The 24573-nt window shown below is 66.2% G+C and carries 19 protein-coding genes; 10 read left to right on the top strand and 9 right to left on the bottom strand.

The window, feature by feature from the left end; translation table 11 throughout:
* Positions 1-26: 26 nt before the first annotated feature.
* Together J5M67_RS23055 and J5M67_RS23050 are read right to left on the bottom strand one after the other, a co-directional pair.
* On the bottom strand, positions 27-893 hold the full coding sequence (locus J5M67_RS23055) for a pirin family protein (RefSeq protein ID WP_207887643.1): 867 nt from the start codon (positions 891-893) through the stop codon (positions 27-29).
* A gap of 196 nt (positions 894-1089) precedes the next feature.
* Positions 1090-2289, bottom strand: a complete 1200-nt coding sequence (locus J5M67_RS23050) for an NAD(P)/FAD-dependent oxidoreductase (RefSeq protein WP_207887642.1) — start codon at positions 2287-2289, stop codon at positions 1090-1092.
* Positions 2290-2426: 137 nt separating this feature from the next.
* On the opposite strand from J5M67_RS23050, the gene J5M67_RS23045 reads away from it, so the two are divergent.
* Positions 2427-3926 carry a PLP-dependent aminotransferase family protein gene (locus J5M67_RS23045; RefSeq protein ID WP_207887640.1) on the top strand — a complete coding sequence of 500 codons (1500 nt, stop codon included), beginning with the start codon at positions 2427-2429 and terminating at the stop codon, positions 3924-3926.
* 143 nt (positions 3927-4069) lie between these two features.
* Here the strand turns inward: J5M67_RS23045 and katG are convergent, their stop codons facing one another.
* Together katG and mqo are read right to left on the bottom strand one after the other, a co-directional pair.
* The gene (gene katG / locus J5M67_RS23040; protein ID WP_207887638.1) at positions 4070-6256 is read right to left on the bottom strand and encodes a catalase/peroxidase HPI; all 2187 of its coding nucleotides are present in this window, start codon (positions 6254-6256) and stop codon (positions 4070-4072) included.
* Between the two features lie 242 nt (positions 6257-6498).
* A complete protein-coding gene (gene mqo / locus J5M67_RS23035) occupies positions 6499-8133 on the bottom strand; it encodes a malate dehydrogenase (quinone) (protein WP_207887636.1) in 1635 nt (544 codons plus the stop codon).
* A 466-nt stretch (positions 8134-8599) separates the two neighbouring features.
* Here mqo and J5M67_RS23030 point away from each other — a divergent pair, with 466 nt between their 5' ends.
* The 8 genes from J5M67_RS23030 to J5M67_RS22995 all read left to right on the top strand — a co-directional run bounded on the left by J5M67_RS23030 (position 8600) and on the right by J5M67_RS22995 (position 16170).
* A complete protein-coding gene (locus J5M67_RS23030) occupies positions 8600-9349 on the top strand; it encodes a GntR family transcriptional regulator (protein WP_207887635.1) in 750 nt (249 codons plus the stop codon).
* Positions 9346-11097 carry a fumarate reductase/succinate dehydrogenase flavoprotein subunit gene (locus J5M67_RS23025; protein WP_207887634.1) on the top strand — a complete coding sequence of 584 codons (1752 nt, stop codon included), beginning with the start codon at positions 9346-9348 and terminating at the stop codon, positions 11095-11097. Before J5M67_RS23030 ends, J5M67_RS23025 begins: the two co-directional genes overlap by 4 nt.
* Before the next feature lie 255 nt (positions 11098-11352).
* Positions 11353-11598 carry a ferredoxin family protein gene (locus J5M67_RS23020; protein ID WP_207887633.1) on the top strand — a complete coding sequence of 82 codons (246 nt, stop codon included), beginning with the start codon at positions 11353-11355 and terminating at the stop codon, positions 11596-11598.
* Between the two features lie 219 nt (positions 11599-11817).
* Positions 11818-13224: an ABC transporter substrate-binding protein gene (locus J5M67_RS23015; RefSeq protein ID WP_207887632.1), complete on the top strand. Its 1407-nt coding sequence runs from the start codon at positions 11818-11820 to the stop codon at positions 13222-13224.
* Between the two features lie 63 nt (positions 13225-13287).
* Entirely contained in the window at positions 13288-14076 is a 789-nt protein-coding gene (locus J5M67_RS23010; protein ID WP_207887631.1) for an ABC transporter permease, read from the top strand.
* Positions 14073-14921, top strand: coding sequence for an ABC transporter ATP-binding protein (locus J5M67_RS23005; protein WP_207887630.1), 849 nt, complete (start codon positions 14073-14075; stop codon positions 14919-14921). Before J5M67_RS23010 ends, J5M67_RS23005 begins: the two co-directional genes overlap by 4 nt.
* Positions 14918-15889, top strand: coding sequence for a HEAT repeat domain-containing protein (locus J5M67_RS23000; RefSeq protein WP_207887629.1), 972 nt, complete (start codon positions 14918-14920; stop codon positions 15887-15889). Before J5M67_RS23005 ends, J5M67_RS23000 begins: the two co-directional genes overlap by 4 nt.
* Positions 15886-16170: a gamma-butyrobetaine hydroxylase-like domain-containing protein gene (locus tag J5M67_RS22995; protein ID WP_207887628.1), complete on the top strand. Its 285-nt coding sequence runs from the start codon at positions 15886-15888 to the stop codon at positions 16168-16170. The genes J5M67_RS23000 and J5M67_RS22995 overlap by 4 nt, the downstream gene beginning before the upstream one ends.
* 178 nt (positions 16171-16348) lie before the next feature.
* Here the strand turns inward: J5M67_RS22995 and J5M67_RS22990 are convergent, their stop codons facing one another.
* Positions 16349-17122, bottom strand: a complete 774-nt coding sequence (locus J5M67_RS22990) for an ABC transporter ATP-binding protein (RefSeq protein ID WP_207887627.1) — start codon at positions 17120-17122, stop codon at positions 16349-16351.
* A 129-nt stretch (positions 17123-17251) separates the two neighbouring features.
* Between J5M67_RS22990 and J5M67_RS22985 the strand changes: the two genes are divergently transcribed.
* Complete coding sequence (locus J5M67_RS22985; protein ID WP_207887626.1) at positions 17252-17584, top strand: hypothetical protein; 333 nt, start codon at positions 17252-17254, stop codon at positions 17582-17584.
* An 88-nt stretch (positions 17585-17672) separates the two neighbouring features.
* Here the strand turns inward: J5M67_RS22985 and J5M67_RS22980 are convergent, their stop codons facing one another.
* From J5M67_RS22980 to J5M67_RS22965, 4 genes are all read right to left on the bottom strand, one after another.
* Complete coding sequence (locus J5M67_RS22980; RefSeq protein WP_207887625.1) at positions 17673-18110, bottom strand: thioesterase family protein; 438 nt, start codon at positions 18108-18110, stop codon at positions 17673-17675.
* A complete protein-coding gene (locus tag J5M67_RS22975; protein WP_207887624.1) occupies positions 18107-19255 on the bottom strand; it encodes an iron-containing alcohol dehydrogenase in 1149 nt (382 codons plus the stop codon). The genes J5M67_RS22980 and J5M67_RS22975 overlap by 4 nt, the downstream gene beginning before the upstream one ends.
* Positions 19256-19430: 175 nt before the next feature.
* Complete coding sequence (locus tag J5M67_RS22970) at positions 19431-21410, bottom strand: alkyl/aryl-sulfatase (protein ID WP_207887623.1); 1980 nt, start codon at positions 21408-21410, stop codon at positions 19431-19433.
* A 239-nt stretch (positions 21411-21649) separates the two neighbouring features.
* Positions 21650-24289 (bottom strand): LuxR C-terminal-related transcriptional regulator, encoded by a 2640-nt coding sequence (locus tag J5M67_RS22965; RefSeq protein ID WP_207887622.1) that lies wholly within the window; start codon positions 24287-24289, stop codon positions 21650-21652.
* Positions 24290-24573: the final 284 nt, after the last annotated feature.

Raw genomic sequence — 24573 nt, 5'->3', positions numbered from 1 at the left:
TTCGCGCCCAACCGACACCGTGACCGTCAGTCGTTCAATCGCCCGAACCGCCCGCTTTCGAAGTCCTGAATGGCCTGGCCGATCTCTGCGTCGCTGTTCATCACAAAGGGGCCGTAGCCGACGATCGGCTCGTCGATGGGTTCGCCCGCCAGCAGCAGTACGTGCGCCTCGCCGTTCGCCTCCAGCACCACCTCTTCGCCGGCGCGGTCGAACAACACCGTCTGCGCCTCCCGCACCACCTCGCTGCCGTTCACCAGCACGGTGCCGTGCAGCACTACCAGAGCGGCGGTGTGGCCAGCGACCAACGGCAGGCCGAGCGGAATACCCGGCTTGATCCGCAGGTCCCAGACATCGATCGGCGTGAAGGTCTGCGCAGCGCCCTGCCGCCCGCCGAACTGCCCGGCGATCAGGCGCAGCGTGCCGGCCCCATCGGCCAGCTCGATGCTCGGAATGGCGCTGTCCAGGAGCGTCTGATAACGCGGCGGCGCCATCTTGTCGCGAGCCGGCAGGTTGACCCACAGCTGCACCATTTCCAGGCTGCCGCCGCTGCGGGCGAAGGCTTCGGAGTGGAACTCCTCGTGAAGAATCCCCGAGGCCGCCGTCATCCACTGCACGTCGCCGGGGCCGATGCGCCCGCCGGCTCCGGTGGAGTCGCGGTGCTCCAGTTCGCCCTGGTAGACGATGGTCACCGTCTCGAAACCGCGATGGGGATGCTGCCCCACGCCCCGGCGAGCGGTGGTCGGCGGGAAGTCCTGCGGGCCGGCGAAGTCGAGCAGCAGGAAGGGACTGACATGCTTACCCAGGCTGTCGTAGGAAAACAGCGTACGGACCGGAAATCCGTCACCCACCCAATGGGGCCTGGGGCTGGAATAGACACCGAGAATCTTCTTCATTGCGCACCTCCCGCAATCACTGTCGATAACGGTAGTGCCGCAACGCTGCTCCCGGTAGAGCCATGAAGTGGCCCTCAGCGTTCTATTCCTGGAACGCTAAACGGGCTTCAATTGATGGTAAAAGCAGCTCTCCCGCAAGCAACAAGAGCCGCACGCTTTCGCGTGCGGCTCTTGTTGCTTGCTTGATCCGCGGCGATCACGCCACCACGGGAATCAGCGGATCGGCCGCCGCCAGCGCCACCGCGCGGTCGGCCGCCGGCGGGTAGATCCACTGGGTGTTGATCTGGGTCTTGAGCTGCTTGCCCTCCTCACCGGTCAGCTTGATCTGGCGGTCCCAGCCCTCGGTGTACACCGCGCCCCAGCTCCCCAGGTCCAGGCAGGTGACGTACTTGGGCTGGCTGTAGGGAATCGGCTCGACGCCCAGCAGGTCGGCGGCGGCGTTGTTGCCGGCCGAGCGGCCCAGGGAAATGGCGTGCTGGCAGGTCATCAGCGCGTAGTTGCCCAGGTCGTCCGTCGCCGCGTAGGCGGTATCGCCGGTGGCGTAGATCCGCTCCTGGCCCAGCACCTTGAGGTTGCGGTCCACGTGCAGGCGGCCACGGGGATCGCGCGGCGCGTCGATCTGCGCGGTGAGCGGCGAGGCTTTCACCCCGGCGGCCCAGATCACCGTGCGGGTTTCGATGCGCTCGCTATTGGCCAGGGTCACGCCCTGCTCGTCCACCGAGCTTACCGGCGCACCCAGGCGCCACGACACACCGAGGGTTTCGCTGGCATGGGCGATGATTTCGGCGATCGAATCGCCCATGGCCGCGCCGATGCGCTGGCCCGGATCGACGATGATCACCTTCACCTCGGTGTTCTCACCGAGAATCGCCCGCAGCCGGCCGGGCATCTCGGTGGCCGTCTCGATGCCAGTGAAACCGCCGCCTACGACGACCACGGTGTTGCGCGCCGGGTTGTCCGGCAGCTTGGCCAGTGCGTGCAGGTGTTCTTCCAGCTTCAGCGCCGACTCCAGGCTGTCCACGTCGAAGGTATGACGCGAGATACCGGCGGAGGCCGGGCGGGCCACTTCGCTGCCGGCCGCCAGCACCAGGCGATCGTACGCCAGCTCGCCCTGGCCATTGGCGCCGTTGTAGCGGACGCGCCGAGCCTGGCTGTCGATGCCGGTGGCGCTGCCCTGGACAAAGTTCACGCCGACCGCCGCGAACAGCTCGCCCAGCGGCGCGGTGGTGCCGGCCACGTTGTGCTCGTAGAAGCGCGGACGGATGCGCAGTTCGGCCTGCGGCGCGAGCAGCGTGACGTCCACGTCCGCGCCCTGCTGGTCGAGCAGGCGCACTGCGCTGAGGGCACTCCAGAGGCCGCCGAATCCGGCGCCGATGATCAGGATCTGTTGTTTCATGATGTGCTCCAGAAAGAGGTCGTGGGGGAAGCTCACCGGCCGGGTGCCGGACTACGGGGCGGATTGTGCAGGCGAGGATGGCCAGCGTATTGATCCAATTCCGCCTAACATGACTGATCCACTTCGAGGCCCCGGTCATGTCCGCCAACAAGAACGCTCCCCTGGTCGTTTCCCTTCCGCTCGGCGCACCGGAGCCGGGTGTCACCCTGCAGCGCTGGCTGTACGAGGCGCTGCGCGAAGCCATCCTCGGCGGGCGCCTGCCCGGCGGCAGCACGCTGCCCAGCACCCGTGCACTGGCGGCGCACTATTCGGTTGCCCGGGGCACGGTACAGGCGGCCTACCAGCAGTTGCTCTCCGAGGGCTACCTGCAATCGCGCACCGGCAGCGGCACCCAGGTCAGCGAAGTGCTGCCGGACGCGACCCTGAACAGCGGCTATGTCCGGCGCAGGATCACACCAACCGCCGAAATGCCCGCCCCGCTACCGGACACACCCTGGATCGAACGTCTGAACGCCATCACCCCGATCTTCGCCCGGCGCAGCATTACCCCGGGGCTACGACCGTTCTTCCCCCACCGTGGCGATGTCGGCGCCTTCCCGGTGGACCTGTGGCGCAAGCTCCACCTGCACCAGTTGCGCAGCTCACGATTGCCGGCCCTGCTGGACGGCGACCCGGCCGGCCTGCCGGCCTTGCGCGAAGCCGTCGCCAGTTACCTGGCCATCGCCCGTGGCGTGCAGGTTTCCGCCGACTGCATCGTCATTCTCGGCAGCGTGCAGCAGGGGCTGGACCTGTGCCTTCGGCTGCTGGTCCCGCCAGGGGAAAAGGTCTGGATGGAAGATCCCGGCTACCCCGGCGCCCGCCAGTTGATGGAGATCTCCGGCATCGCGCGGGTGGACGTCCCGGTGGACCGCGACGGCCTGCGGGTGGATGACGGTATTCGCCTGGCCCCCGATGCCCGCCTGGCCTACGTCACGCCTTCGCGGCAGGCGCCGCTCGGTGGCGAGATGTCCCCGGCGCGCCGGCTCGCCTTGCTGGACTGGGCTACTCGGCGGCGCGCCTACGTGTTCGAAGACGACTACGACAGCGAATTCCGCTTCATCGCCAAGCCCATTCCGGCGCTGCGCTCGATGCCGGGCGCGAGCAGCTCGGTGATTCTCGCCGGCACTTTCAGCAAGCTGCTGTTCCCGGCGATCCGCCTGGCCTACCTGGTGCTGCCTGCGCAACTGGTGGAAAGCTTCACCCGCGCCGTCGCCCTCACCTCCCGGCACGCCAACAGCCTGGGCCAGGCGGTGCTGGCCGACTTCATCAGCGAGGGGCATTTCGACCGCCACGTGCGGCGCATGCGCAAGCTCTACGCTTCGCGGGCAGAAGCCTTCGCCGACGCCGCCGAACGCCACTGGCGCGGGCTGATCCGGGTGCCGGAAATCCGCGCCGGCCTGGATATTGCCGTCGAGCTGGAACTGGACGACGAAGCCGCCGCCCACGGCAGGATCGCCGCGGCGGGTATCGACCTGCTGCCGCTGGCGCGCTACTGCGCCGTGCCCCGGGCGCCGGGACTGGTCATGGGGTTTGCGCCCTATGACGAAGCGTCGATCCAGGCTGCCGCAGAGGCGCTAGGGCAGGCCTTGCGGAGCTGAGCGGTGATCAGCCACCACGGACCCGGAGGCCGGAACGCGGGAAATGCTGCAGGTGGAATACCGCCTAGCTGAGACGGCAGGTTTGGAAAACAAAAGGCCCCGCGAGACGGATACCGCTCGCGGGGCGTTGTTTTTACCGAGGATCAGCGCAGGTCGAAGCGATCCAGGTTCATCACCTTGGTCCAGGCCTTGACGAAGTCGTCGACGAACTTCTGCCCCGAATCACTGCAGGCATAGACCTCCGCCAACGCGCGCAGCTGTGCGTTGGAGCCGAACACCAGGTCGATGCGGGTGCCGGTCCACTTCACGTCGCCGCTCTTGCGGTCGCGGCCTTCGTAGAGGTCGTTGGCGGACGAGGTCGGTTTCCACACCGTGCCCATATCCAGCAGGTTGACGAAGAAGTCGTTGCTCAGGGTGCCCGGCCGGCTGGTGAACACGCCGTGCGGCGACTGCCCGACGTTGGCACCCAGCACGCGCAGGCCGCCGACCAGGACGGTCATTTCCGGGGCGGTCAGGGTCAGCAACTGGGCCTTGTCCACCAGCAGGTGCTCCGGCAGGACCGGATACCTGGCCTTGAGGAAGTTGCGGAAACCATCGGCGCGCGGTTCCAGCATGCCGACCGATTCCACGTCGGTCTGGTCCTGCCTGGCGTCCATGCGGCCCGGCGCGAAAGGTACGCTCGCGCTGTGGCCGGCATCCTTCGCCGCCTTCTCGATGGCGGCCCCGCCGGCCAGCACGATCAGGTCGGCCAGGGAGACTTTCTTGCCGCCGGAGGCGGACGTGTTGAAGTCGGCCTGGATGCCTTCGAGCACCTTGAGCACCTTGGCCAGCTGTTCCGGCTGGTTGACCGGCCAGTCCTTCTGCGGTGCCAGGCGGATGCGCGCGCCGTTGGCACCGCCACGCTTGTCCGAGCCCCGGAAGGTGGATGCCGAAGCCCAGGCGGTGGAGACCAGTTCAGCGACGCTGAGCCCCGAGGCCAGCACCTTGGCCTTGAGCGCGGCGACGTCGTTGGCGTCCACCAGCGGGTGGTCGACGGCGGGGATAGGGTCCTGCCAGATCAGTTCTTCGGCGGGGACTTCCGGCCCCAGGTAGCGGACACGCGGGCCCATGTCGCGGTGGGTCAGCTTGAACCAGGCGCGGGCGAAGGCGTCGGCCAGTTCGTCGGGGTTCGCGTGGAAGCGCCGGGAGATCTTTTCGTAGATCGGGTCGGTGCGCAGCGAGATGTCGGTGGTGAGCATGGTCGGACCACGGCGCTTGTTCGGGTCGAACGGGTCCGGAATGCTGCCGGCCCCGGCGCCATGCTTGGGCTGCCACTGGTGGGCGCCGGCCGGGCTCTTGGTCAGTTCCCATTCGTAGCCGAACAGGTTCCACAGGAAATTGTTGCTCCACTGGGTCGGGGTGGAGGTCCAGACCACCTCCAGGCCACTGGTGATGGCATCGGCGCCGACGCCGGTCTGGTAGCTGCTCCGCCAGCCCAGGCCCTGCTCTTCCAGGGGCGCGGCTTCGGGGTCGGCGCCGACGTTGTCGGCCGGGCCCGCGCCGTGGGTCTTGCCGAAGGTATGACCGCCGACGATCAGCGCCACGGTCTCTTCGTCGTTCATCGCCATCCGCCCGAAGGTTTCGCGGATGTCGATGGCGGCGGCGAGCGGATCGGGGTTGCCGTTGGGGCCTTCCGGGTTCACGTAGATCAGGCCCATCTGCACGGCGGCCAGCGGGTTTTCCAGGTCGCGGTCGCCGGTGTAGCGCTCGTCGCCCAGCCAGGTTTTCTCGTCGCCCCAGTACACGTCCATGTCCGGTTCCCACACGTCCTCACGGCCACCGGCAAAGCCGAAGGTCTTGAAGCCCATGGACTCCAGCGCAACGTTGCCGGTGAGGACGATCAGGTCGGCCCAGGACAGCTTGTTGCCGTACTTCTGCTTGATCGGCCAGAGCAGCCGGCGGGCCTTGTCCAGGCTGACGTTGTCCGGCCAGCTGTTGAGCGGGGCGAAGCGCTGTTGGCCGCGCCCGGCGCCACCCCGGCCGTCGCCGATGCGGTAGGTGCCGGCAGCGTGCCAGGCCATGCGGATGAACAGCGGGCCGTAGTGGCCGAAGTCGGCCGGCCACCACTCCTGGGAGTCGGTCATCAGGGCCGTCAGGTCCTTCTTCACCGCATCCAGGTCGAGGCTCTTGAAGGCCTCGGTGTAGTTGAAGGACTCCTCCATCGGGTTGGACTTGGAGGAATGCTGGTGGAGCAGGTCCAGCCTCAGCTGGTTCGGCCACCAGTCTCGGTTCGTGGTGCCGCCGCCAGCGGTGTGGTTGAACGGGCAGCTGGCTTTTTTCTCGTCACTCATCACAGGCTCCTCGTCTGCGCCCATCCAATGGCGCTGTGGCTTCGCTTGACCTTGAGAAGATAGATCAAACGAGCCGCTGCGCTATGAGCGATCCATTGGACTTATCGATCGGCCCCTGCGGTAAAAGGCTATGAAGGCTGCAGGGTGCGGAGCAGAGCGTCGCGAGCAGAGCTGTTCGTCTGCAAAGGAGGCGCTGAAATGAACAGCGGGGCATCGAGCGCCCCGCTGTTCATCGGCATGGCTCAGAGCGCCATGTCGTTGGCGGCCTTCTCCGCCGGTGCGACAGCGGCAGGCTGCGCGGCGGGGGCTGGGTCGATGGCCGGCGGCGGGGCCAGTTGCAGGACTTCGCTGGTGTAGGCCCACTCCTGCTGGGTCTTCTCCGGGCTGTCGTTCAGCTTGGTGCCATAGCTCGGGACGATCTGGTGGACCTTGGCCTGCCACTCGGGGGTGGCGAGTTTGTCCTTGAACACCTTCTCCAGCACGCTGAGCATGATCGGCGCGGCGGTGGAAGCGCCCGGCGAAGCACCGAGCAGACCGGCGATGCTGCCGTCGGCGGAAGCGACGATCTCGGTGCCGAGCTTCAGCACGCCGCCCTTGTCGGCGTCACGCTTGATGATCTGCACGCGCTGGCCGGCCTGCCACAGGCGCCAGTCTTCGGCCTTGGCTTCCGGGAAGTACTCGCGCAGCGCGGCAAGACGGTCGGCGTCGGAGAGCATCAGTTGGCCGGCAAGGTATTCCACCAGCGGGTACTCGTCGATGCCCACACGGGTCATCGGCCAGACGTTGTGCACGTTGGTGCTGGCCAGCAGGTCGAGGTAGGAACCTTCCTTGAGGAACTTGGTGGAGAAGGTGGCGAAGGGCCCGAACAGAATCACGCGCTTGCCGTCCAGTACGCGGGTATCCAGGTGCGGCACGGACATCGGCGGTGCGCCGACCGACGCCTTGCCGTAGGCCTTGGCCAGGTGCTGCTGGGCGATGGTCGGGTTCTCGGTGACCAGGAACGAGCCGCCCACCGGGAAGCCGGCGTAATCCTTGGCTTCTTCGATGCCGGACTTCTGCAGCAGGCGCAGTGCGCCACCGCCGGCACCGATGAAGACGAACTTGGCGTCGGTCCGGGTGACGCTGCCGTCCTTGAGGTTCTTGTACTCGACGCGCCAGGAGCCGTCGTCGTTGCGGGTGATGTTCTCCACCTCGCTGGACAGCTTCATGGCGAAGTTCGGCTTGCTCTGCAGGTAGCCGGCGAACTGGCGGGTGATCTCGCCGAAGTTGACGTCGGTGCCCAGCGGCGACCAGGTGGCGGCGACCTTCTGCGCGGGGTCGCGGCCCTGCATCATCAGCGGCACCCACTTGGCGATCTGCGCCGGGTCCTCGGAGTACTGCATGCCGCGGAACAGCGGGCTGGCCTGCAGCGCCTCATGGCGCTTCTTCAGGAAGGCGACGTTGTCGTCACCCCAGACGAAGCTCATGTGCGGCGTGGAATTGATGAAGGAACGCGGGTTCTTCAACACGCCGTTCTTCACCTGCCAGGCCCAGAACTGGCGGGAGACCTGGAAGGATTCGTTGATCTCGATGGCCTTGGCAATGCTGACCTTGCCGTCCTTGTCTTCCGGCGTGTAGTTCAGTTCGGCCAGCGCGGAGTGGCCGGTGCCGGCGTTGTTCCAGCCGTTGGAGCTTTCCAGGGCGACGCCGTCCAGGCGCTCGACCATCTCCATCGACCAGCCCGGCTCCAACTCGTTGAGCCAGACGCCCAGGGTGGTGCTCATGATGCCGCCGCCAATCAGCAGCACATCGACCTTCTTCGATTCGGCCGCAAAGGCCGGCGCGCAATTCACTGCCAAGGCGAGGCCCAGCAGCGCCCCGCTCACTTTCTTGATCATTGGAGAGTTTCTCGTCGTTAGGGCTTGGCCTGCCCCACCGGCGTCATGCAGCGTGAAGGCCCGGGCTCGTGGGAAGCCAGGGCGACAGTACGACGGGATGGAATCAGGGCTCAGTTCCCTGCTCCGCCGGCTCTGGGGCCGGTTCGATGAAGCGGGAGACACGTCCTGCGCAGAGAGACACGCAAAGCCTTCGGCTTTGGCTTTTGTTGTGGGAGGGATGCATGGTCTGCTGAAACGTTTGCGCATTCTATAGAAACCGCACGGCTTCACCAACCGTTGTGCTCGGTTATCCGGCGTACCCCGGCCTTTCGCGGACATGTCTGCCCGCATGCCGAATCACCGCATGGCGAATTCGGGAACCACCGGCAGCGCTCTACCGCCGCATAACCTTATGCAAATTCGTTCCTTCATATCGATCAGTTATTCCACCTATAGTCACTCAACTCGTCATAACAAGTAATGACTCATGGCCGAACTACTCCCACTCTCCCCCGTGCCCTTGTACAGCCAGCTCAAGGAGCTGCTGCGCACCCGCATCCTCGACGGCACCTATCCGCCGCTCAGCCGCATGCCCTCCGAGGCCGAGCTGGGCAAGGCCTTCGAGGTCAGCCGCATCACCGTGCGCCAGGCGCTGGGTGACCTGCAGAAGGAAGGGCTGATCTTCAAGATCCACGGCAAGGGCACCTTCGTCGCCAAGCCCAAGGCATTCCAGAACGTCAGCACCCTCCAGGGCCTGGGCGAATCCATGAGCCAGCGCGGCTATGAAGTGATCAACCGCCTGCGCAGCTTCAAGGTCGTCCCCGCCGATGCCCAGGTTGCCGCTCGGCTGCAGGTGGCCGAGGGCGCGAACGTGGTGCAGATCAAGCGCGCCCGCCTGGTGAATCGCGAGCTGGTATCGCTGGAGATCACCTGGCTGCCCGAGGCCATCGGCAAACGGCTGGAAAAGGCCGACCTGGTCAGCCGCGACATCTTCCTGATCCTGGAGAACGACTGTGCCCTGCCCCTGGGCCATGCCGATCTCGCCATCGACGCCATCCTCGCCGACGCTGAGCTGGCCGGCGCGCTGGAAGTGCAGGAAGGCTCGCCGGTGATGCGCATCGAGCGCCTCACCCACACCGCCGACGGCACGCCACTGGACTACGAACACCTCTACTACCGCGGCGATGCCTTCCAGTACCGCCTGCGCATCGACCGTCACAAGGGACAGCATCAATGAGCCAGTTCGACCTTTCCCAGGTTCCGGAGGACAAGGAACTCGCCTACGACATCGTGGTGATCGGCGGTGGCACCGCCGGCCCGATGGCCGCGATCAAGGCCAAGGAAGCCAACCGCGAGCTGCGCGTGCTGCTGGTGGACAAGGCCAACGTCAAGCGCAGCGGCGCCATCAGCATGGGCATGGACGGCCTGAACAACGCCATCATTCCCGGCCACGCCACGCCCGAGCAGTACACCAAGGAAATCACCGTCGCCAACGACGGCATCGTCAACCAGGCGGCGGTCTACGCCTACGCCACCCACAGCTTCGAGACCCTGCAGCAGCTGGACCGCTGGGGCGTGAAGTTCGAGAAGGACGAGGTCGGCGACTACGCGGTGAAGAAGGTCCACCACATGGGCGCCTACGTGCTGCCCATGCCCGAGGGCCACGACATCAAGAAGGTGCTGTACCGCCAGCTCAAGCGCGCGCGCATCGAGATCACCAACCGCCTGGTGGTCACCCGCCTGCTCACCGACGCGGAGGGTGCGGTCAACGGCCTGCTCGGCTTCGACTGCCGCACCGCGCAGTTCCAGGTGATCCGCGCCAAGGCCGTGGTCCTCGCCTGCGGCGCCGCCGGGCGCCTCGGCCTGCCCTCCTCCGGCTACCTGATGGGCACCTACGAGAACCCCACCAATGCCGGCGACGGCTACGCCATGGCCTACCACGCCGGGGCGGAGCTGGCGAACCTGGAGTGCTTCCAGATCAACCCGTTGATCAAGGACTACAACGGCCCGGCCTGCGCCTACGTCACCGGCCCGCTGGGCGGCTACACCGCCAACAGCAAGGGCGAGCGCTTCATCGAGTGCGACTACTGGAGCGGCCAGATGATGTGGGAGTTCCACCAGGAACTCGAAGGCGGCAACGGCCCGGTGTTCCTCAAGCTCGACCACCTGGCCGAGGAAACCATCCAGACCATCGAGGAAATCCTCCACAGCAACGAACGCCCCAGCCGTGGGCAGTTCCACGCCGGGCGCGGCACCGACTATCGCCAGCAGATGGTGGAAATGCACATCTCCGAGATCGGCTTCTGCTCCGGCCATTCGGCCTCGGGCGTGTGGGTCAACGAGAATGCCGAGACCAGCGTCAAGGGCCTGTACTCGGCCGGCGACATGGCTGCCGTGCCGCACAACTACATGCTAGGCGCCTTCACCTACGGCTGGTTCGCCGGCAGCAATGCCGCGCAGTACGTGGCCGGGCGCGAGTTCAGCGAGGTCGACGCCACCCAGGTCGAGCGCGAGCGCGAGCGCGTGTTCGCCCCGCTCAGGCGCGAACACGGGCTGCCGCCGGCGCAGGTCGAGTACAAGCTGCGGCGGATGGTCAACGACTACCTGCAGCCGCCCAAGGTAACGAAGAAGATGGAGATCGGCCTGCAGCGCTTCGCCGAGATCGCCCGCGACCTCGACCAGCTCAAGGCCAACAACCCCCACGAGCTGATGCGCGCCATGGAAGTCAGCGTGATCCGCGACTGCGCCGAGATGGCCGCCCGCGCCTCGCTGTTCCGCACCGAGAGCCGCTGGGGCCTGTACCACCACCGCGTCGACTACCCGCTGCGCAACGACGCCGAGTGGTTCTGCCATGCGCACCTGAAGAAGGGTTACGACGGCGCGATGACCAGCTTCAAGAAGCCCATCGAGCCGTACGTGATCGCGCTGGATGAGGATGAGCAGCAGGCTTACGAGCGGCTGCGGGTTAAGAGCGAGGCGGCTTGAGAGATGGGACTGACGGCCTGAAAGGCCCCTCACCCTAACCCTCTCCCGGAGGGAGAGGGAACTGTCCTGAGCGGCGAATGGATCGGCGCTCGCTGGCTGACTCAGTGCTTTCCACCATCACCGAACGGCCCCCTCTCCCACTGGGAGAGGGCTGGGGTGAGGGAAGACCCGAGCACCAGAACCACCCAGCAACACCGAACAGAACCAGCCCGCCGCCACGACGGCCGGCAAGCAACACCATGAGGACCGCGTGCAATGGCCTACCAATCCCAGGAAATCTTCTTCCGCTCCAGCGCCCCGGTGACGGTGGACGAGGACAAGTGCATCGCCGACAAGGGCTGCACCGTCTGCGTCGAGGTCTGCCCGATGGACCTGCTGGCGATCAACCCCGCCACCCAGAAGGCCTACATGGCCTTTGACGAATGCTGGTACTGCATGCCCTGCGAGAAGGACTGCCCGACCGGCGCGGTGAAGGTCGAGATTCCGTACCTGCTGCGTTGAGTTTCCGCAACGAAGTTTCCCTGTAGGAGCGAGCTTGCTCGCGAACAGCCCCCACAGCGGACCTTCATTCGCGAGCAAGAGCTAGGCGCCCCCCTCGCTCCTACGAAAAGAAAAAAGCAACCGGCCAACGACCGGACGCCTGATGCACCGCCCCTCGTTTCCCACCGCAAGCCCTGCGGCGGAGACGATTCCAACACTCATGATTCGAGGGGAACCCCCATGACCTTGCGCACCACCCTGGCCGGCCTCGCGCTCGCCATTGCCAGCATCACTGCCCACGGCGAAACCATCCGCGTCGCCATCGGCACCCAGGACACCACCATCAACTGCGCCGCCGGCGGCCTGCTGATCCGCGAACTCGGCCTGCTCGACAAGTACCTGCCCCACGATGGCCAGTACAAGGACGCGCAGTACGACGTGCAGTGGAAGAACTTCACCAGCGGCGCCCCGCTGACCAACGAGATGCTCGCCGGCAAGCTGGACTTCGGCGCCATGGCCGACTTCCCCGGCTCGCTCAACGGCGTCGCCCACGAGGCCGCCGGCAAGCGCAGCCTGTTCATCAGCGTGCTCTCGGGCAGCATCGAGGGCAGCGGCAACGGCATCGTCGTGCCCGCCGAGTCCAAGGTGCAGTCGCTGGCCGAACTCAAGGGCCAGACCATTTCCGTGCCCTTCGCCTCCACCGCCCACGGCCTGCTGCTGCGCGCCATCGCCGCCCAGGGCTGGGACCCGGAGAAGGACGTCACCATCATCGCGCAGCCGCCGGAAGTCGCCGGCTCCGCCCTGCAGGCCAACAAGATCGCCGCCCACGCCGACTTCGTACCCTTCGCCGAGCTGTTCGAAAGCCGTGGCATCGCCCGCAAGATCTACGACGGCTCCCAGGCCAAGGCGCCGACCTTCCACGGTGCGCTGGTGGAAGCCGACTACGCGCAGAAGTACCCGGAAATCGTCGAGGCCTACCTGCGCGCAACCTACGAGGCCAACCAGCTGCTGGCCAAGGAGCCTGAGAAATACAGCGAGCTGATCGAGAAGGTCGCCGGCATTCCGGCCGAAGTGAACTACCTGTTCCACGGCCCGCTCGGCTTGCAGACCCGCGACCTGACCTGGAAGCCGGAGTACCGCCAGGCCGTGGCCACCGCCATCGACACCCTGAAGCTGCTGAAAAAGGCCGACCGCGGGCTGAACGTCGAGCAGTTCGTCGACGACCGTTACATCCGCGCCGCCTTCAAGGCCTCCGGAGCCGACTACGAGCAGGCGTTGAAGAACTACACGCAACAGCCGCTGCTGGGCAACGACGCACTGACCGACAAGCCGATCAGCGATACCCGCAAGGTCGCGCAGATCTGGGTGCGCGGCGAGGCGAAGGTGCGCAGCTACGCCACCGCCAAGGAGGCACTGGGCCAGCTCGCCGAACTCAAGCAACAGGGCAAGGACATCCGCGCGGTATACGCCCAGGCCAGCGACAGCGGCATCAAGCTGCTCGCCGGGCAGGCCTGGTTCGTGCGCGGCAAGGACGGTTCGCTGGATGCCTTCCTGCTGCGCGAACAGGCCGATGCCTTCGCCCGCCAGCACGGTGGCGAGGTCGCCGACTTCACCGCCGCCAGCCAGCAGGCCGTGGCCAGCCGCTGAACCGGCAGCCAACCCTGGAGACCAGCCCCGGCGCTCAACCGCCGGGGCTGCGGAGACAAACCGATGAACAGCACCACCCTCACCCGCTGGAGCCTGCGCCTGGCCTCGCTGCTGGCCTGCCTCGCGCTCTGGCAGCTGCTCAGTGCGCGCCATGTGAACCTCGGCGTGGTCACCTTCGCCAACGTACCCGGCCCGCGCGACGTGCTGGAAGCCGCGTGGAACCTCGCGCAATCGAGCAAGCTCGGCCGTCATCTGGGCAGCAGCCTGCTGCGGGTGCTCGCCGGCTACCTGCTCGCGGCCGTCGCCGGCATCCTCCTGGGATTGATCATCGGCCGCGGCCGCTGGGCGCGGGACAGCCTGCTGCCGCCGCTGGAAGTGCTGCGGCCGATCCCCGCGGTGGCGTGGATTCCGCTGGCGATCCTGATGTTCCCCAGCTCCGAGCTGTCGATGATCTTCATCACCTTCACCGGCGCGCTGTTCCCCATCCTGCTCAGCACCATCCACGGCGTGGAGGCGGTCGATCCACGCCTGCTCGCCTCCGCCCGCAGCCTGGGCGCGGGCCGCCTGGCGTTGCTGCGCGAAGTGGTATTGCCGAGCGCGACGCCGAGCATCGTCACCGGGCTGGCCATCGGCATGGGCACCTCATGGTTCTGCCTGGTGACCGCCGAGATGATCTCCGGGCAATGGGGCATCGGCTACTACACCTGGGAGTCCTACACCTTGCAGAACTACCCCGACATCGTCGTCGGCATGCTGCTGATCGGCGTACTCGGCATGGCCAGCAGTCTGCTGGTACGCCAACTGGGCGCCTTCGTCACACCCTGGCAGCGCCAGACCGGAGGCAAGCCATGACCCTGCCCGCCAGTGCTCCGGGGCGCGTGCGCGTCGACGGCCTGTCGATCCACCTGGGCAGCGGCCGCGATGCCTTCGAGGCCGTGCACTCCCTGAGTTTCGCCATCGAGCCGGGCGAGTTCGTCTGTGTGCTCGGTCCCTCCGGCTGCGGCAAGTCCACCCTGCTCGGCGCCCTGGCCGGGCACCTGGCGCCCAGCGCCGGCCTGCTGGAAGTAGACGGTCAGACCGTCGCCGGCCCCTCCCCCGAGCGCGGCATGGTGTTCCAGCACCACACCCTGCTGCCCTGGCGGCGCGTGCGCGACAACGTCGCCTTCGGCCTGAAGATGCGCGGCGTGCCCCGCGCCGAGCGCCATCGCCAGGCGGACGACATGCTCCAGCTGGTGGGCCTGGACGGCTTCGCCCATCGCTGGCCATCGCAGCTCTCCGGCGGCATGCAGCAACGCGTGGAAATCGCCCGCGTGCTGATCAACCAGCCGCGCCTGCTGCTGATGGACGAACCTTTCGGCGCCCTCGACGCGCAGACGCGGATGATGATGCAGGAGCTGCTGCTGGACATCTGGACGCGCCTGCGCACCAGCGTACTGTTCATCACTCACGACATCGACGAGGCGCTGTTCCTCGCCGACCGCATCCTGGTGATGAGCCCGCGCCCCGGACGCATCCTCGAAGACATCCGCCTCGACTTCCCGCGGCCGCGCCACGCCGACCTGCTCACCACCCCGGAATTCTCCCGGCTCAAGCGCCACTGCCTGGAACTGCTGCGCCACGAAGACGGCCGCCAGTTGCCACGCCTGACGCCACTGGGCCTGCCCACCCAACAACGGATACCGCGATTCGCCATATGACCTATTTCAATCTGAGCACCGACAACCCCGACATCCTCGACCTGCAACCGCGCCTGCAGGACGCCGACGCCGGCGTGCGCCGCATCGCCCTGATCGAGCTGGCGGACCTGGAAGAGCCCGACGGCCTGCCCTGGCTGGCCCATGCGCTGAATCATGACGACGCCGCCAGCGTCCGCGCCGAGGCCGCGCGCCTGCTCGAAGCCTGGGAAGATCCCGAGGTGGTGGACGCCCTCTGCCAGGCCCTGGCCGACACCGACGACGACGTGCGCGAAGCCGCCGCCCAGAGCCTGAGCGAGCTGAAGACCGCCGAGGCCGGCGCGCGCCTGCTGCCGTGGGCGACCCATGCCGACATCTTCGTCCGCCGCAGCGCCCTGCGCGCCCTGCGCGAACTGCGCCTGGAAGACGCCGCCGAACCGGCCCTTAATGCGCTGGAAGACAGCGACGCCGGCGTACGCCGCGAAGCCGTGGGCATCCTCGGCTGGCTCAAGCGCACCGACGCCCTGCCGCACCTGGCGCGCCTGACCCGTGACGACCCGGATGCCGAAGTCCGCCGCGCCGCTGCCGGCGCGCTCGGCCTGGCCATCGACGCCAGCGTGCTGCCGGCCCTGCAGGCGGCCCTGGCCGACCCGGCTTGGCAGGTGCGCGAGGAAGCCGCCGGCACCCTTGGCAAACTGGCCCTGCCGGAAGCGGGAGAAGCGCTGGTGCGGGCACTGGAAGACGACTTCTGGCAGGTGCGCCTGCGCGCCGCCCGTTCGCTGGGCAAGCTGCGTTACCTGCCAGCACTGGAGGCACTGAAGGTCGTGCTCGGCCACGGCATCAGCAACCTGCGCAAGGAGGCCGCACTGGCCCTGGGCGAGCTAGGTAGCGCGGATGCCGTAGTGGCGTTGCGCAGCGCCGAAAACGACGGTGACCCGGAAGTCCGTAAGGCCGTGCGCATCGCGCTGACTCAACTGGGGCAATCGGCATGAACACGCCAGTCGCGCTGCACCGTTCCAGCGCCGATGGCGAATTGCGCATCCGCTGGGACGATGGCGTCGAACAGTGCATCGCCTTCGCCCGCCTACGCGGGGCTTGCCCCTGCTCGCAGTGCCGGGCGGCGCGGCTGCAGGGGCGCATCGACCTGGTGTCGGCGTCCGTGACCTTGCGGGCCATCAACTTGCAAGGCTATGGCGTTCAGCTGGTGTTCGACGATGGGCACGACCGGGGTATCTACCCGTGGGAGTACCTGCGCGGTCTGGGAGTTCGATAACGGTTAGTCCGGTGCAATGCCGGCTCGCGATTCCGCCGGTTAATCCGTTTCCATCTCGGGTTCGCGAGCAAGCTCGCTCCTACAGTCAGGCACCGTCACGCTTTTCGTAGGAGCGAGCTTGCTCGCGAACCGTATGGCGCGGCACGAAGCCAACCACGGAGGAAGCCCGCTCCTGCCATCAGGCATGCCAGCAGCGATACCAGCCATCCTGTTCGGTGACTTTCAACGGCACGTGGTACAGCGCGGACAGATGCTCGCTGGTTAGGATTTCCGCCTTCGGCCCGTCAGCCACCACCTTGCCCTGCGCAATCAGGACCACACGCTCGATCTCCGGGATGATCTCGTCGATATGGTGTGTGGTGATGATCATCGCGTGCTCCGCGCCACAGAAGCGCCGCAGCAGCGTGAGCATCTGCTGGCTTGCGCCCATGTCCAGGCCGTTGGCCGGCTCATCGAGGATCAACGCGCGGGGTTCATGGACCAACGCGCGAGCCAGCAGCAACCGGCGCTTCTGGCCTGTCGACAGGCGTTGGAACATGCGATCCGCAAAGCCTTCCATCTCTACGGTGGCAAGCAGTGCGCGAGCCTTCTCGACCTGCTCCGGCGAAGGTTGCAGGTGGCCGTGGCTACCAATGGCGCCGAAGAAGCCGGAAATCACCACATCCAGCGCCTGGGTGAAGGGTGTGTAGTCTTCCTGCAGGTCCTGGGAGACAAAACCGATACGGCTGCGCAGGTCCCAGAGGGTGACGTTCTGCAGGCCAAACAGGCTCAGCGAGCTGCCTTCGCGAACCACTGGGTAGAGCTCGCGGCTGATCAGCTTGAGCAGCGTGCTCTTGCCGGCGCCGTTGGGGCCGAGGATGGCGACTTTCTCGCCTTCGCCAATGTGCAGGGAAAAACCATCCAGCACGCGGGTCTGCTGCTGGTAGGCGGTGACGTTGTTGAATTCGATCATGCGGGTCATTCGTCGACGGTCAGCGGGGCGTCAGTTCTACCATGAGCTGTGCCACGCTGTCTTAAGTGCGCCCGAACATGAAATGGCTAGCGTAACGCCCGCTTGCCTCGCATCCAGGGGTACCCTGCCATGAGCAACCCGGAAACACCCTCGCTGGACGATGACATCTGTGTCCACATCTTCTCCGTCTCGGCCACCATGGTCGGAGTCTGTCTGACGGTCATCGGGATCATCCGTGTAGTCATCACCCTGCGTCAGGAGGACCTGATCATCGACGACCTGGTCGCGGTCAACCTGATGTTCTATCTGACATCCGCGTTCTGTTCCTACTGGAGCCTGCGTGCTCACCGCACGCGGCGCGGCCGGGTGATGATGCACATCGCCGACGCGGTCTTCCTCATCGCTCTGGCGTTCACGGCGATCAACGCCGGTGCCATCACCTGGGCCGTAACAACCACATGAGCCTGCTCACCAGCCGGAGATATTCCGGCTGGTGAGCAGCGCGACGATCAGGCATTCCTTGGCGGATTGCGCCGTGAGCAGTAACGGTTCAGTCGAGCAATTGCAGGAACACCCTGCGGACTGCCTCCGGAATCGGCGAAGGCCGGTTGCTTGCGCGGTCCACGTAGACATAGACGATATAGCCGGCCGCCGAAGCCTCCTCCTCCTCGTCACGGAATACCGCCAGTTCGTATCGCAAGCTGCTGTTGCCCAGTCGGGCGATACGGACGCCGACACTGATGCGGTCGGGAAAGTTGATCGAGGAGAAATAAGTGCAACAGTTCTCGGCGATCAGCCCGATTACCGGACTGCTGGCGATATCCAGCGTCCCCTCCTCCACCAGGAAGCGACTCACCGCCGATTCGTAGTAGGAGTGGTAGACCACATTGTTCACGTGGCCGTAGGAGTCGTGGTCACCCCAGCGGGTGGTGATCGGATAGAAGCGGCGGAAATCGCTCCGCCGCGGGCGCCGTGCCTTCTCGCTCACAGGATTTCCTCATGGATCGCACGAATGTCGGCCAGCCCCATTTCCCGGGGGTTGTTGCCCAGCAGCCGCTGCTGCTTGAAACCGTCCTGTGCGAGGGATTCGATGTCTCGCTCGGTGATGCCCAGCTGGCTCAAGCGGGTCGGCAACTGCAGCGTGCCGGCCAGAGCGCCCAGGTGATCGGCCAGGGCGCGGGCCTTGGTCTGGGTATCGCCGACAATCCCCGGCAGCACGATGTCCGTCAATTCGGCATAGAGCGGAGCGGCCACGGACAGGTTGAAGCGCAGTACCGGCCCCAGCACCAATGCGTTGGACAGACCGTGCGGGATGTGGAAGCGCGCTCCCAACGGATAGGCCAGCGCATGAACTGCCGCCACCGGGGCATTGGCGAACGCCATGCCGGCAAGGCAGGCACCGAGCAGCATGCGGCCGCGAGCCTCAACGTCATGGCCGTTATCGCAGACACGCTGCAGGTCGCTGGAAAGCAGGCGCAACGCCTCTCGCGCCAGGCAGTCGGAGATCGGATTCTTCAGGTGACGGGTGGTATACGCCTCGACCGCGTGGACCATGGCGTCGATACCGGTGGCCGCGGTCACCGGCACGGGCAGGTTCAACGTCAGTTCGGCGTCGAGCAGCGCCAGGTCAGGCAGCAGCAACGGAGAGACCACCACGTTCTTGCCGGCGTCGGTCGTCACCACCGAGACGGCGGTGACTTCGGAACCAGTGCCAGCCGTGGTCGGCACAAGAATCAGCGGCAGGCGCGGCCCCTTGCAGAGATTGGCGCCATAGACCTCGGCCAGCGACTCGCCGCTGCAGGCCAGCAGTGCGGCGAGCTTGGCGGCGTCCAGGGAACTGCCGCCGCCGAAGCCGATCACACAGTCGGCGGCGCATGCCCGCGCCGTCCGTAAGGCGGCCAGGATCACCGCTTCCGATGGGTCCGCCACGACCTCGGTGAACAGCTCGACTTCGACGCCGCTGCCCTGGAATCCGGCGAGCACAGCATCCAGCAGGCCCGCCGCAACCACCCCGGCATCCGTCACCAGCAGGGCCTTGCGCCCTCCCAGCCCGCGAACATGTTCGGCCAGCCGCCGGGAAGCGCCCGGTTCGATGAGAATCGAACGGGTGGTATTGAACGTCATGGTCAGCATGGAAGCCCTCGCGTAGTGCCTGGAGAGAAGGAGCGGCTCGACGCGAAAGGTCTGGCCACCCGGTGCCAGGCAGACTGTCCGACGATTGCAGGGGCCAGGTCTCCCCCTCCAGGGGAGTGGGGTGCGCTCAAGGGGGCGTCCCGAAGGTCGGCCACCCCCTTGCCAAGCGCTGGGATCAGCCGTTGCGACCGGCCGGCGTCACGATGTCGAACCAGAAGTCGAACTCATCCGCCATTTCGAACAGTTGCTTGAGCAAACCGGGATTGCCGGACACCTTCAGGCGGCCCTGGGCGACGAGATCAGCCCCGGTGGCCTGCTTGAGGATCAGGCGGTCCAGGTCCGCACGATCAATGGTCACCGTCTGGCCCGCCTTGTCGCTCTGCACACCCTTGATGTTGTTCAGGTGCGAGTTCTTCAGCTCCAGCAGGTACTTTTCGTTCCGGTCCGGCAGAATCAGGTTGATGCTGATGTCCTTGCCTTCGACCTTCTGCGCGTTCAGGCGTACGCCTAGGTAGTCGAACAGCAGGCCGGTGTCCATCGCCGTCAGCGCATCGGCGCTGGTGATCTTCGCCCCCGGCGCCTTGCGCGGCACGCCGTTGCGCAGTTCCTGCGCCGCTTCCAGGTAGCTGTTGCGCCAGCCGGCGTTTTCCGACTGGTAACCCAGCTGCTCCAGAGCGTCGGCCTGCAGGTTGCGCGCGGCCTGGTTGGATGGATCGGCGAAGATCAGCTTGTTGACCACCTCCACCACCCAGCGGTACTCGCCCTTGTCGTAGGACTGCTTCGCCAGTTGCAGCAGGTGGTCGTCGCCGCCCATGAACTCCACGTACTTCTTCGCCGAATCCTCCGGCGCCAGCGGGTTGAGGGTCGCCGGGTTGCCATCGTAGTAGCCCAGGTACTTGTTCACTACCGCGCGCACGTTATGACTGACGCTGCCGTGATAGCCCCGGTTGAACCACTCGTTGGCCAGTTCCGGCGGTACTTTCAGGCGCTCGTGAATCTGGCTGATGGTGATGCCCTGGTTGGCCAGGTGCAGGGTCTGGTCGTTCAAGTAGCCGTACAGGTCACGCTGCTTTTCCAGGGTGCGCACGATGTCGTCGTGCCCCCAGCGCGGCCAGTTGTGCACGGCGAACAGCACCTCGGCCTTGTCACCGAAGCGATGCAACGCTTCATTGATGTACTTGCTCCAGCCCAGCGCATCACGGGTCTCGGCGCCGCGCAGGGTGTAGAGGTTGTGCAGCGTGCCGACCACGTTCTCGGCCATCAGCAGGGCCTTCTGCTGCGGCAGCCAGACGTTCATCTCGGAGGGCGACTCGGTGCCCGGCGTGTTCTGGAAGGTGATGGGAACACCATCGACATCCAGTTCCTGCAGCTCGCCTTCGATCAGGCGCGTCGGCGCAATCAGCGACAGTGGGCCCCGCGCGGCGGCCTTGCCGATGGCCATGTCGACCTGCCCACGCTCGCCCCTGGGCAGCAGCGTGCCGTACTGGAATGTGGCGCGACGCAGCATGGCGTTGCCGGCCAGCACGTTCTCCTTGATCGCGGCGTCCATGAAACCCTTGGGCGCGATGATCTGCACCTCGCCCTTGTCCACCTGCTCCTGGGTCACCAGGCCCTTCACCCCGCCGAAATGGTCGGCATGGGCATGGCTGTAGATGATCGCGCGAATCGGCTTCTGCCCCAGTTCCTGGCTGACCAGTGCGTAGGCTGCCTTGGCGGTGGCCGGGGTGGTCAGGGTATCGATGACGATCCAGCCGCTATTGCCTTCGATGAAGGTGATATTGGCCAGGTCGTAGCCACGCACCTGGTAGATCCCATCGACGACCTTGAACAGGCCGTAACTCAGGTTCAGGCGGGCCTGTCGCAACAGACTGGGGTTGATGCTGTCCGGCTGCTGTCCGGATTTGAGGAAATCGTAGTTGGCCAGTTGCCAGGCAATGCTGCCATCTTCGTTCTTGATCACCAGGTTCTCCGGACGCTTGATCAGGCCCTTCTCCACCCGGTCGAAATCGCTACGGTCACTGAAGGGCAGCTCCTGGAGCACCTTGGCCTGGGCGGCAATCGTGACAGCGGAAGGATCTTTTGGCGTAACCCCGGCAAATACCGACTGGCCAGGGAAAAGACCGATGATGAGCACCAGGCTCGTACGACGAATCATCGAAAAGTCTCCAATGACGGAAAAGGCGAAGGTTCCTACGGGAACGCTATCGAAGCAGGACCTGGAGCAGGCGCGCGGCCTGAGGCTCCCTGTCCTGTGCGGCTACGATAGGCATTTATCGGGAGCGGGCCTCCACCCGTCTGGAGTGGGGTATCGATTTGATGCGCGCCAGATGCGCCTCTCCCTGCCGAGGGGCGCCAATGCCGCGATCGGCGCTCTCACTGGAAAGACTCCAGCGCTCAGCGATTTCCCCCGTGCCGCCTGGCGAACAGAATGGCTTCGTAGCGGCTGGAAATGCCGAGCTTGGCGAAGATGTTGCGCAGGTTCCACTTCACCGTCTGCAAACTCAGGTTCAGCGCCAGGGCGATGCGCTTGTTGGACATCGACTGCTCCAGCAAGGCGAGGATTTCCAGTTCGCGGGGCGTCAGCATCGGCGCATCGATGACCAGGGGCCCCCGTTCCGGACTTGAGCCCTTTTCAAGCGGCGCACCGGTGGTATGTGACAGCAAGGCGGAGAGATAGCGGTCAAGCTCCTCCATGCCCAGGCTGCCCAATTTCACCAGCAGGCGGCGCAACGGCTCGCCTTCGTCCAGGAAGGTGCGCGACAAGCCCATCCGGTAACCCTGCAGGACCACCTCACGCAGGGATTCCAGCACTTCGTCATCGCGCCCCAGATGATCCAGCGCCAGGCAGCGGAGGATCGCGCTGGTCACTGTCCAGGCACCCCGGCCGTATTCGCGGATCAGCCCCTGTATGGAATCCAGCACCTGGATCGCCAGCTCCGGCTGCCCTCGCACCAGCACCAGGCGGGCCTTGGCCAGCGCTGCCAATACGCTCACCTCGGCGTGCTGCGGAGTCGTGACATGGGCCTGGCGCAAGTCCTCCAGGGCCATCAGCGGGCCTTCCGCCCGTCGCCAGTCGGCGTCCAGCAGCAACAGGCGAATCCGCTCGGCGAGCATGTTCGCCGCACAGCGGTCCAGCTCTCGCTCGCGGAAATACTCTTCGCGCTGGCGCAGGTATTCCATTGCCGCCGCTCGCGGCTGCAGGCGCGCATGGGCCAGGGCCGCGACGATCATGTATTCCGGCACCGAGAAGTGCAGGATGTCCAGGCGATTGGCCAGCGCCCCGTGGGCTGCTTCGTCACGGCCGAACTCGCAATAGGCGAACGCCAGCAACGCGGCACAATGGCAAGCGCTGACCGAGCGCCGGCCATGGCGCTGCTCGGCCTTGGCGAGCGTGGCGGCGGCGACCTGCTCCAGCTCCAGCAACTGCCCCTCGAACAGCGCCACGAGCGCGGTGGACAGCGCACCGATGAGCGCCATCTCATGGGTGCTTCCGCGAGAAGCACGCGCGGCCGCGGAATTCAGGTAGCGCCGGGCGGCCGCGTGCTGCCCCAGGCTACTCAAGGCTGGCACGTAGAGGCTGGCGCGCACCTGCTCGAGGAAGACGTTGTTCAGCGGTGCCTCGGCAATCGGGGTCAGCAACTGTGCGCACAGGGCAGCGTCGTCCCGCTGGGTCGCCAGCGCCGCGCGCAGGAGCAGCACCTGGTGCCGGCTCTCCACGGCATCGGGCAGCTCCTCGAAACGTGCCAGCCATTCTTCGGCCTGGGCGGTACGCACGGTCATCACCGCTCCCCAGGCACCGAGCAGCAGCAACGCCGGATGGCGGGAGAGCCGCTCCAGTGGAACGCGCTGCAGCCAACGGACGAACTGGCTCAGGTGGCTGACGTTCTTCTGCGGCGGCTGTACCCGCTCCAGCAATGCCACCAGGTAGTCGAGGTCATCCGTCGCCAGTGCGTGCTGCACGGCGTCGCCCACCAGTCCGCCCTCCTCGAACCAGGCCGAGGCGCGCTGGTGCAGATGGGCCAGGTCAGCGCCGGAGGCTCGCAGGCGCTGAGCGAGGAACTCCTGGAACATCGGGTGGAAGCGGTACCACTGGGCCTCACCGGGAATGTCCACCGCCTGCACGAAGAGGTTGCTCTCTTCGATGTAGCGGATGAACTGCTCGGTGTGCTCCGACTGGGTGACATAGCGTGCCACATCGAGGTTGTAGCGGCGCAGGATGGAAATCTGCTGGAGAAACTCCAGCAGGTCGACGGGCAACCCCGCCAGCACGTCTTCGGCCAGGTATTCCGACAGCCCCGGAGCACCGGGCTGCAGCGCAACGGCGTGGTCCTTGCGCCGGGGATTGGCCTTCATCGACAGGGACAGCAGTTGCAGACCGATGGGCCAGCCGTCCGCCTGGCCATGCAGACGATGGGCGGTGTCCATGGCGATCGCCGGGTCCAGGTAGGCCTTGAGGAAGGCGTGGGCCTCCGCGAGATCGAAACCCAATCCGTCGCTGCCGATCTCACAAAGCTCGCCCTTGGCGCGCCAGCGACCGAGCAACAGGGGCGGGTCCCGCCGCGAGGCCAGTACCAGATGCAGGTTGGCCGGTGCGTGATCGATCAGCGCCTGGACGACGGGAAGTACGGAAGCCGTTTCCGCCTGATGGAAGTCGTCGAGCAGCAGATAGACCTCATCCCCCCACTCCATCAGCGCATTGATCAACGGCGATACCAGGAAATGCGGATCACCGTCGATGCCACTCCCCGGCTCCGCCGGGATGGCCACCCCGGCATGGCGCAGGGCGCCGCCCAGATGGGAAACGAAGGTTTCGACCTCCCCGTCGTCGGGCGTCACCGACATCCAGGCCACCGTGGCCCCGCCCTTGACCAGCGCTTGCCGCCACTGTGCCAGCAGGGTCGACTTGCCGAACCCGGCGCCGCCGATGACCAGGAACAGGCGGCTCTCGCCGGCGGCTTGCAGGCGGCTGAGCAGATCCTCGCGGATTACCGCGCCGGGGCTCACCCGGGGCGGGGCAAACTTGGTACTGAGCATGGGTATGGCCGTCATCTGGGTATTGTTCTCCGGCCCGACCGCCGGGACGGACGGAGCAGCCCCCGCATAGTGATGAAGGGCACCGGGACTGTCCATACGGAGCATCGGCAGGGAGCGCGGGCACATCAGGAACGGGACTACCACACAGGCGCGACGTCCGCCGGCGCGCCCACTCCCCTGGCCAGCCATTCAACCACTCCTCGCCCGCCCCCACCCCACTCCAGTCGAGTGGGATACCGCAACGGACTGTCCGCCTATGCTCCCAGCACCCTTCGCATCACCTC

The sequence above is a fragment of the Pseudomonas sp. 30_B genome (genome assembly GCF_017491605.1).
Classification (GTDB): domain Bacteria; phylum Pseudomonadota; class Gammaproteobacteria; order Pseudomonadales; family Pseudomonadaceae; genus Pseudomonas.
Note: the sequence above shows the minus strand (reverse complement) of the source record. Positions and strands in the feature narration are given on the sequence as shown.

What these genes read in the sequence shown, in the direction of transcription:
- J5M67_RS23055 (WP_207887643.1), bottom strand. Translation starts at nt 893, where the DNA reads ATGAAGAAGATTCTCGGTGTCTATTCCAGCCCCAGGCCCCATTGGGTG.
- J5M67_RS23050 (WP_207887642.1), bottom strand. Translation starts at nt 2,289, where the DNA reads ATGAAACAACAGATCCTGATCATCGGCGCCGGATTCGGCGGCCTCTGG.
- J5M67_RS23045 (WP_207887640.1), top strand. Translation starts at nt 2,427, where the DNA reads ATGTCCGCCAACAAGAACGCTCCCCTGGTCGTTTCCCTTCCGCTCGGC.
- katG (WP_207887638.1), bottom strand. Translation starts at nt 6,256, where the DNA reads ATGAGTGACGAGAAAAAAGCCAGCTGCCCGTTCAACCACACCGCTGGC.
- mqo (WP_207887636.1), bottom strand. Translation starts at nt 8,133, where the DNA reads ATGATCAAGAAAGTGAGCGGGGCGCTGCTGGGCCTCGCCTTGGCAGTG.
- J5M67_RS23030 (WP_207887635.1), top strand. Translation starts at nt 8,600, where the DNA reads ATGGCCGAACTACTCCCACTCTCCCCCGTGCCCTTGTACAGCCAGCTC.
- J5M67_RS23025 (WP_207887634.1), top strand. Translation starts at nt 9,346, where the DNA reads ATGAGCCAGTTCGACCTTTCCCAGGTTCCGGAGGACAAGGAACTCGCC.
- J5M67_RS23020 (WP_207887633.1), top strand. Translation starts at nt 11,353, where the DNA reads ATGGCCTACCAATCCCAGGAAATCTTCTTCCGCTCCAGCGCCCCGGTG.
- J5M67_RS23015 (WP_207887632.1), top strand. Translation starts at nt 11,818, where the DNA reads ATGACCTTGCGCACCACCCTGGCCGGCCTCGCGCTCGCCATTGCCAGC.
- J5M67_RS23010 (WP_207887631.1), top strand. Translation starts at nt 13,288, where the DNA reads ATGAACAGCACCACCCTCACCCGCTGGAGCCTGCGCCTGGCCTCGCTG.
- J5M67_RS23005 (WP_207887630.1), top strand. Translation starts at nt 14,073, where the DNA reads ATGACCCTGCCCGCCAGTGCTCCGGGGCGCGTGCGCGTCGACGGCCTG.
- J5M67_RS23000 (WP_207887629.1), top strand. Translation starts at nt 14,918, where the DNA reads ATGACCTATTTCAATCTGAGCACCGACAACCCCGACATCCTCGACCTG.
- J5M67_RS22995 (WP_207887628.1), top strand. Translation starts at nt 15,886, where the DNA reads ATGAACACGCCAGTCGCGCTGCACCGTTCCAGCGCCGATGGCGAATTG.
- J5M67_RS22990 (WP_207887627.1), bottom strand. Translation starts at nt 17,122, where the DNA reads ATGATCGAATTCAACAACGTCACCGCCTACCAGCAGCAGACCCGCGTG.
- J5M67_RS22985 (WP_207887626.1), top strand. Translation starts at nt 17,252, where the DNA reads ATGAGCAACCCGGAAACACCCTCGCTGGACGATGACATCTGTGTCCAC.
- J5M67_RS22975 (WP_207887624.1), bottom strand. Translation starts at nt 19,255, where the DNA reads ATGCTGACCATGACGTTCAATACCACCCGTTCGATTCTCATCGAACCG.
- J5M67_RS22970 (WP_207887623.1), bottom strand. Translation starts at nt 21,410, where the DNA reads ATGATTCGTCGTACGAGCCTGGTGCTCATCATCGGTCTTTTCCCTGGC.
- J5M67_RS22965 (WP_207887622.1), bottom strand. Translation starts at nt 24,289, where the DNA reads ATGCTCAGTACCAAGTTTGCCCCGCCCCGGGTGAGCCCCGGCGCGGTA.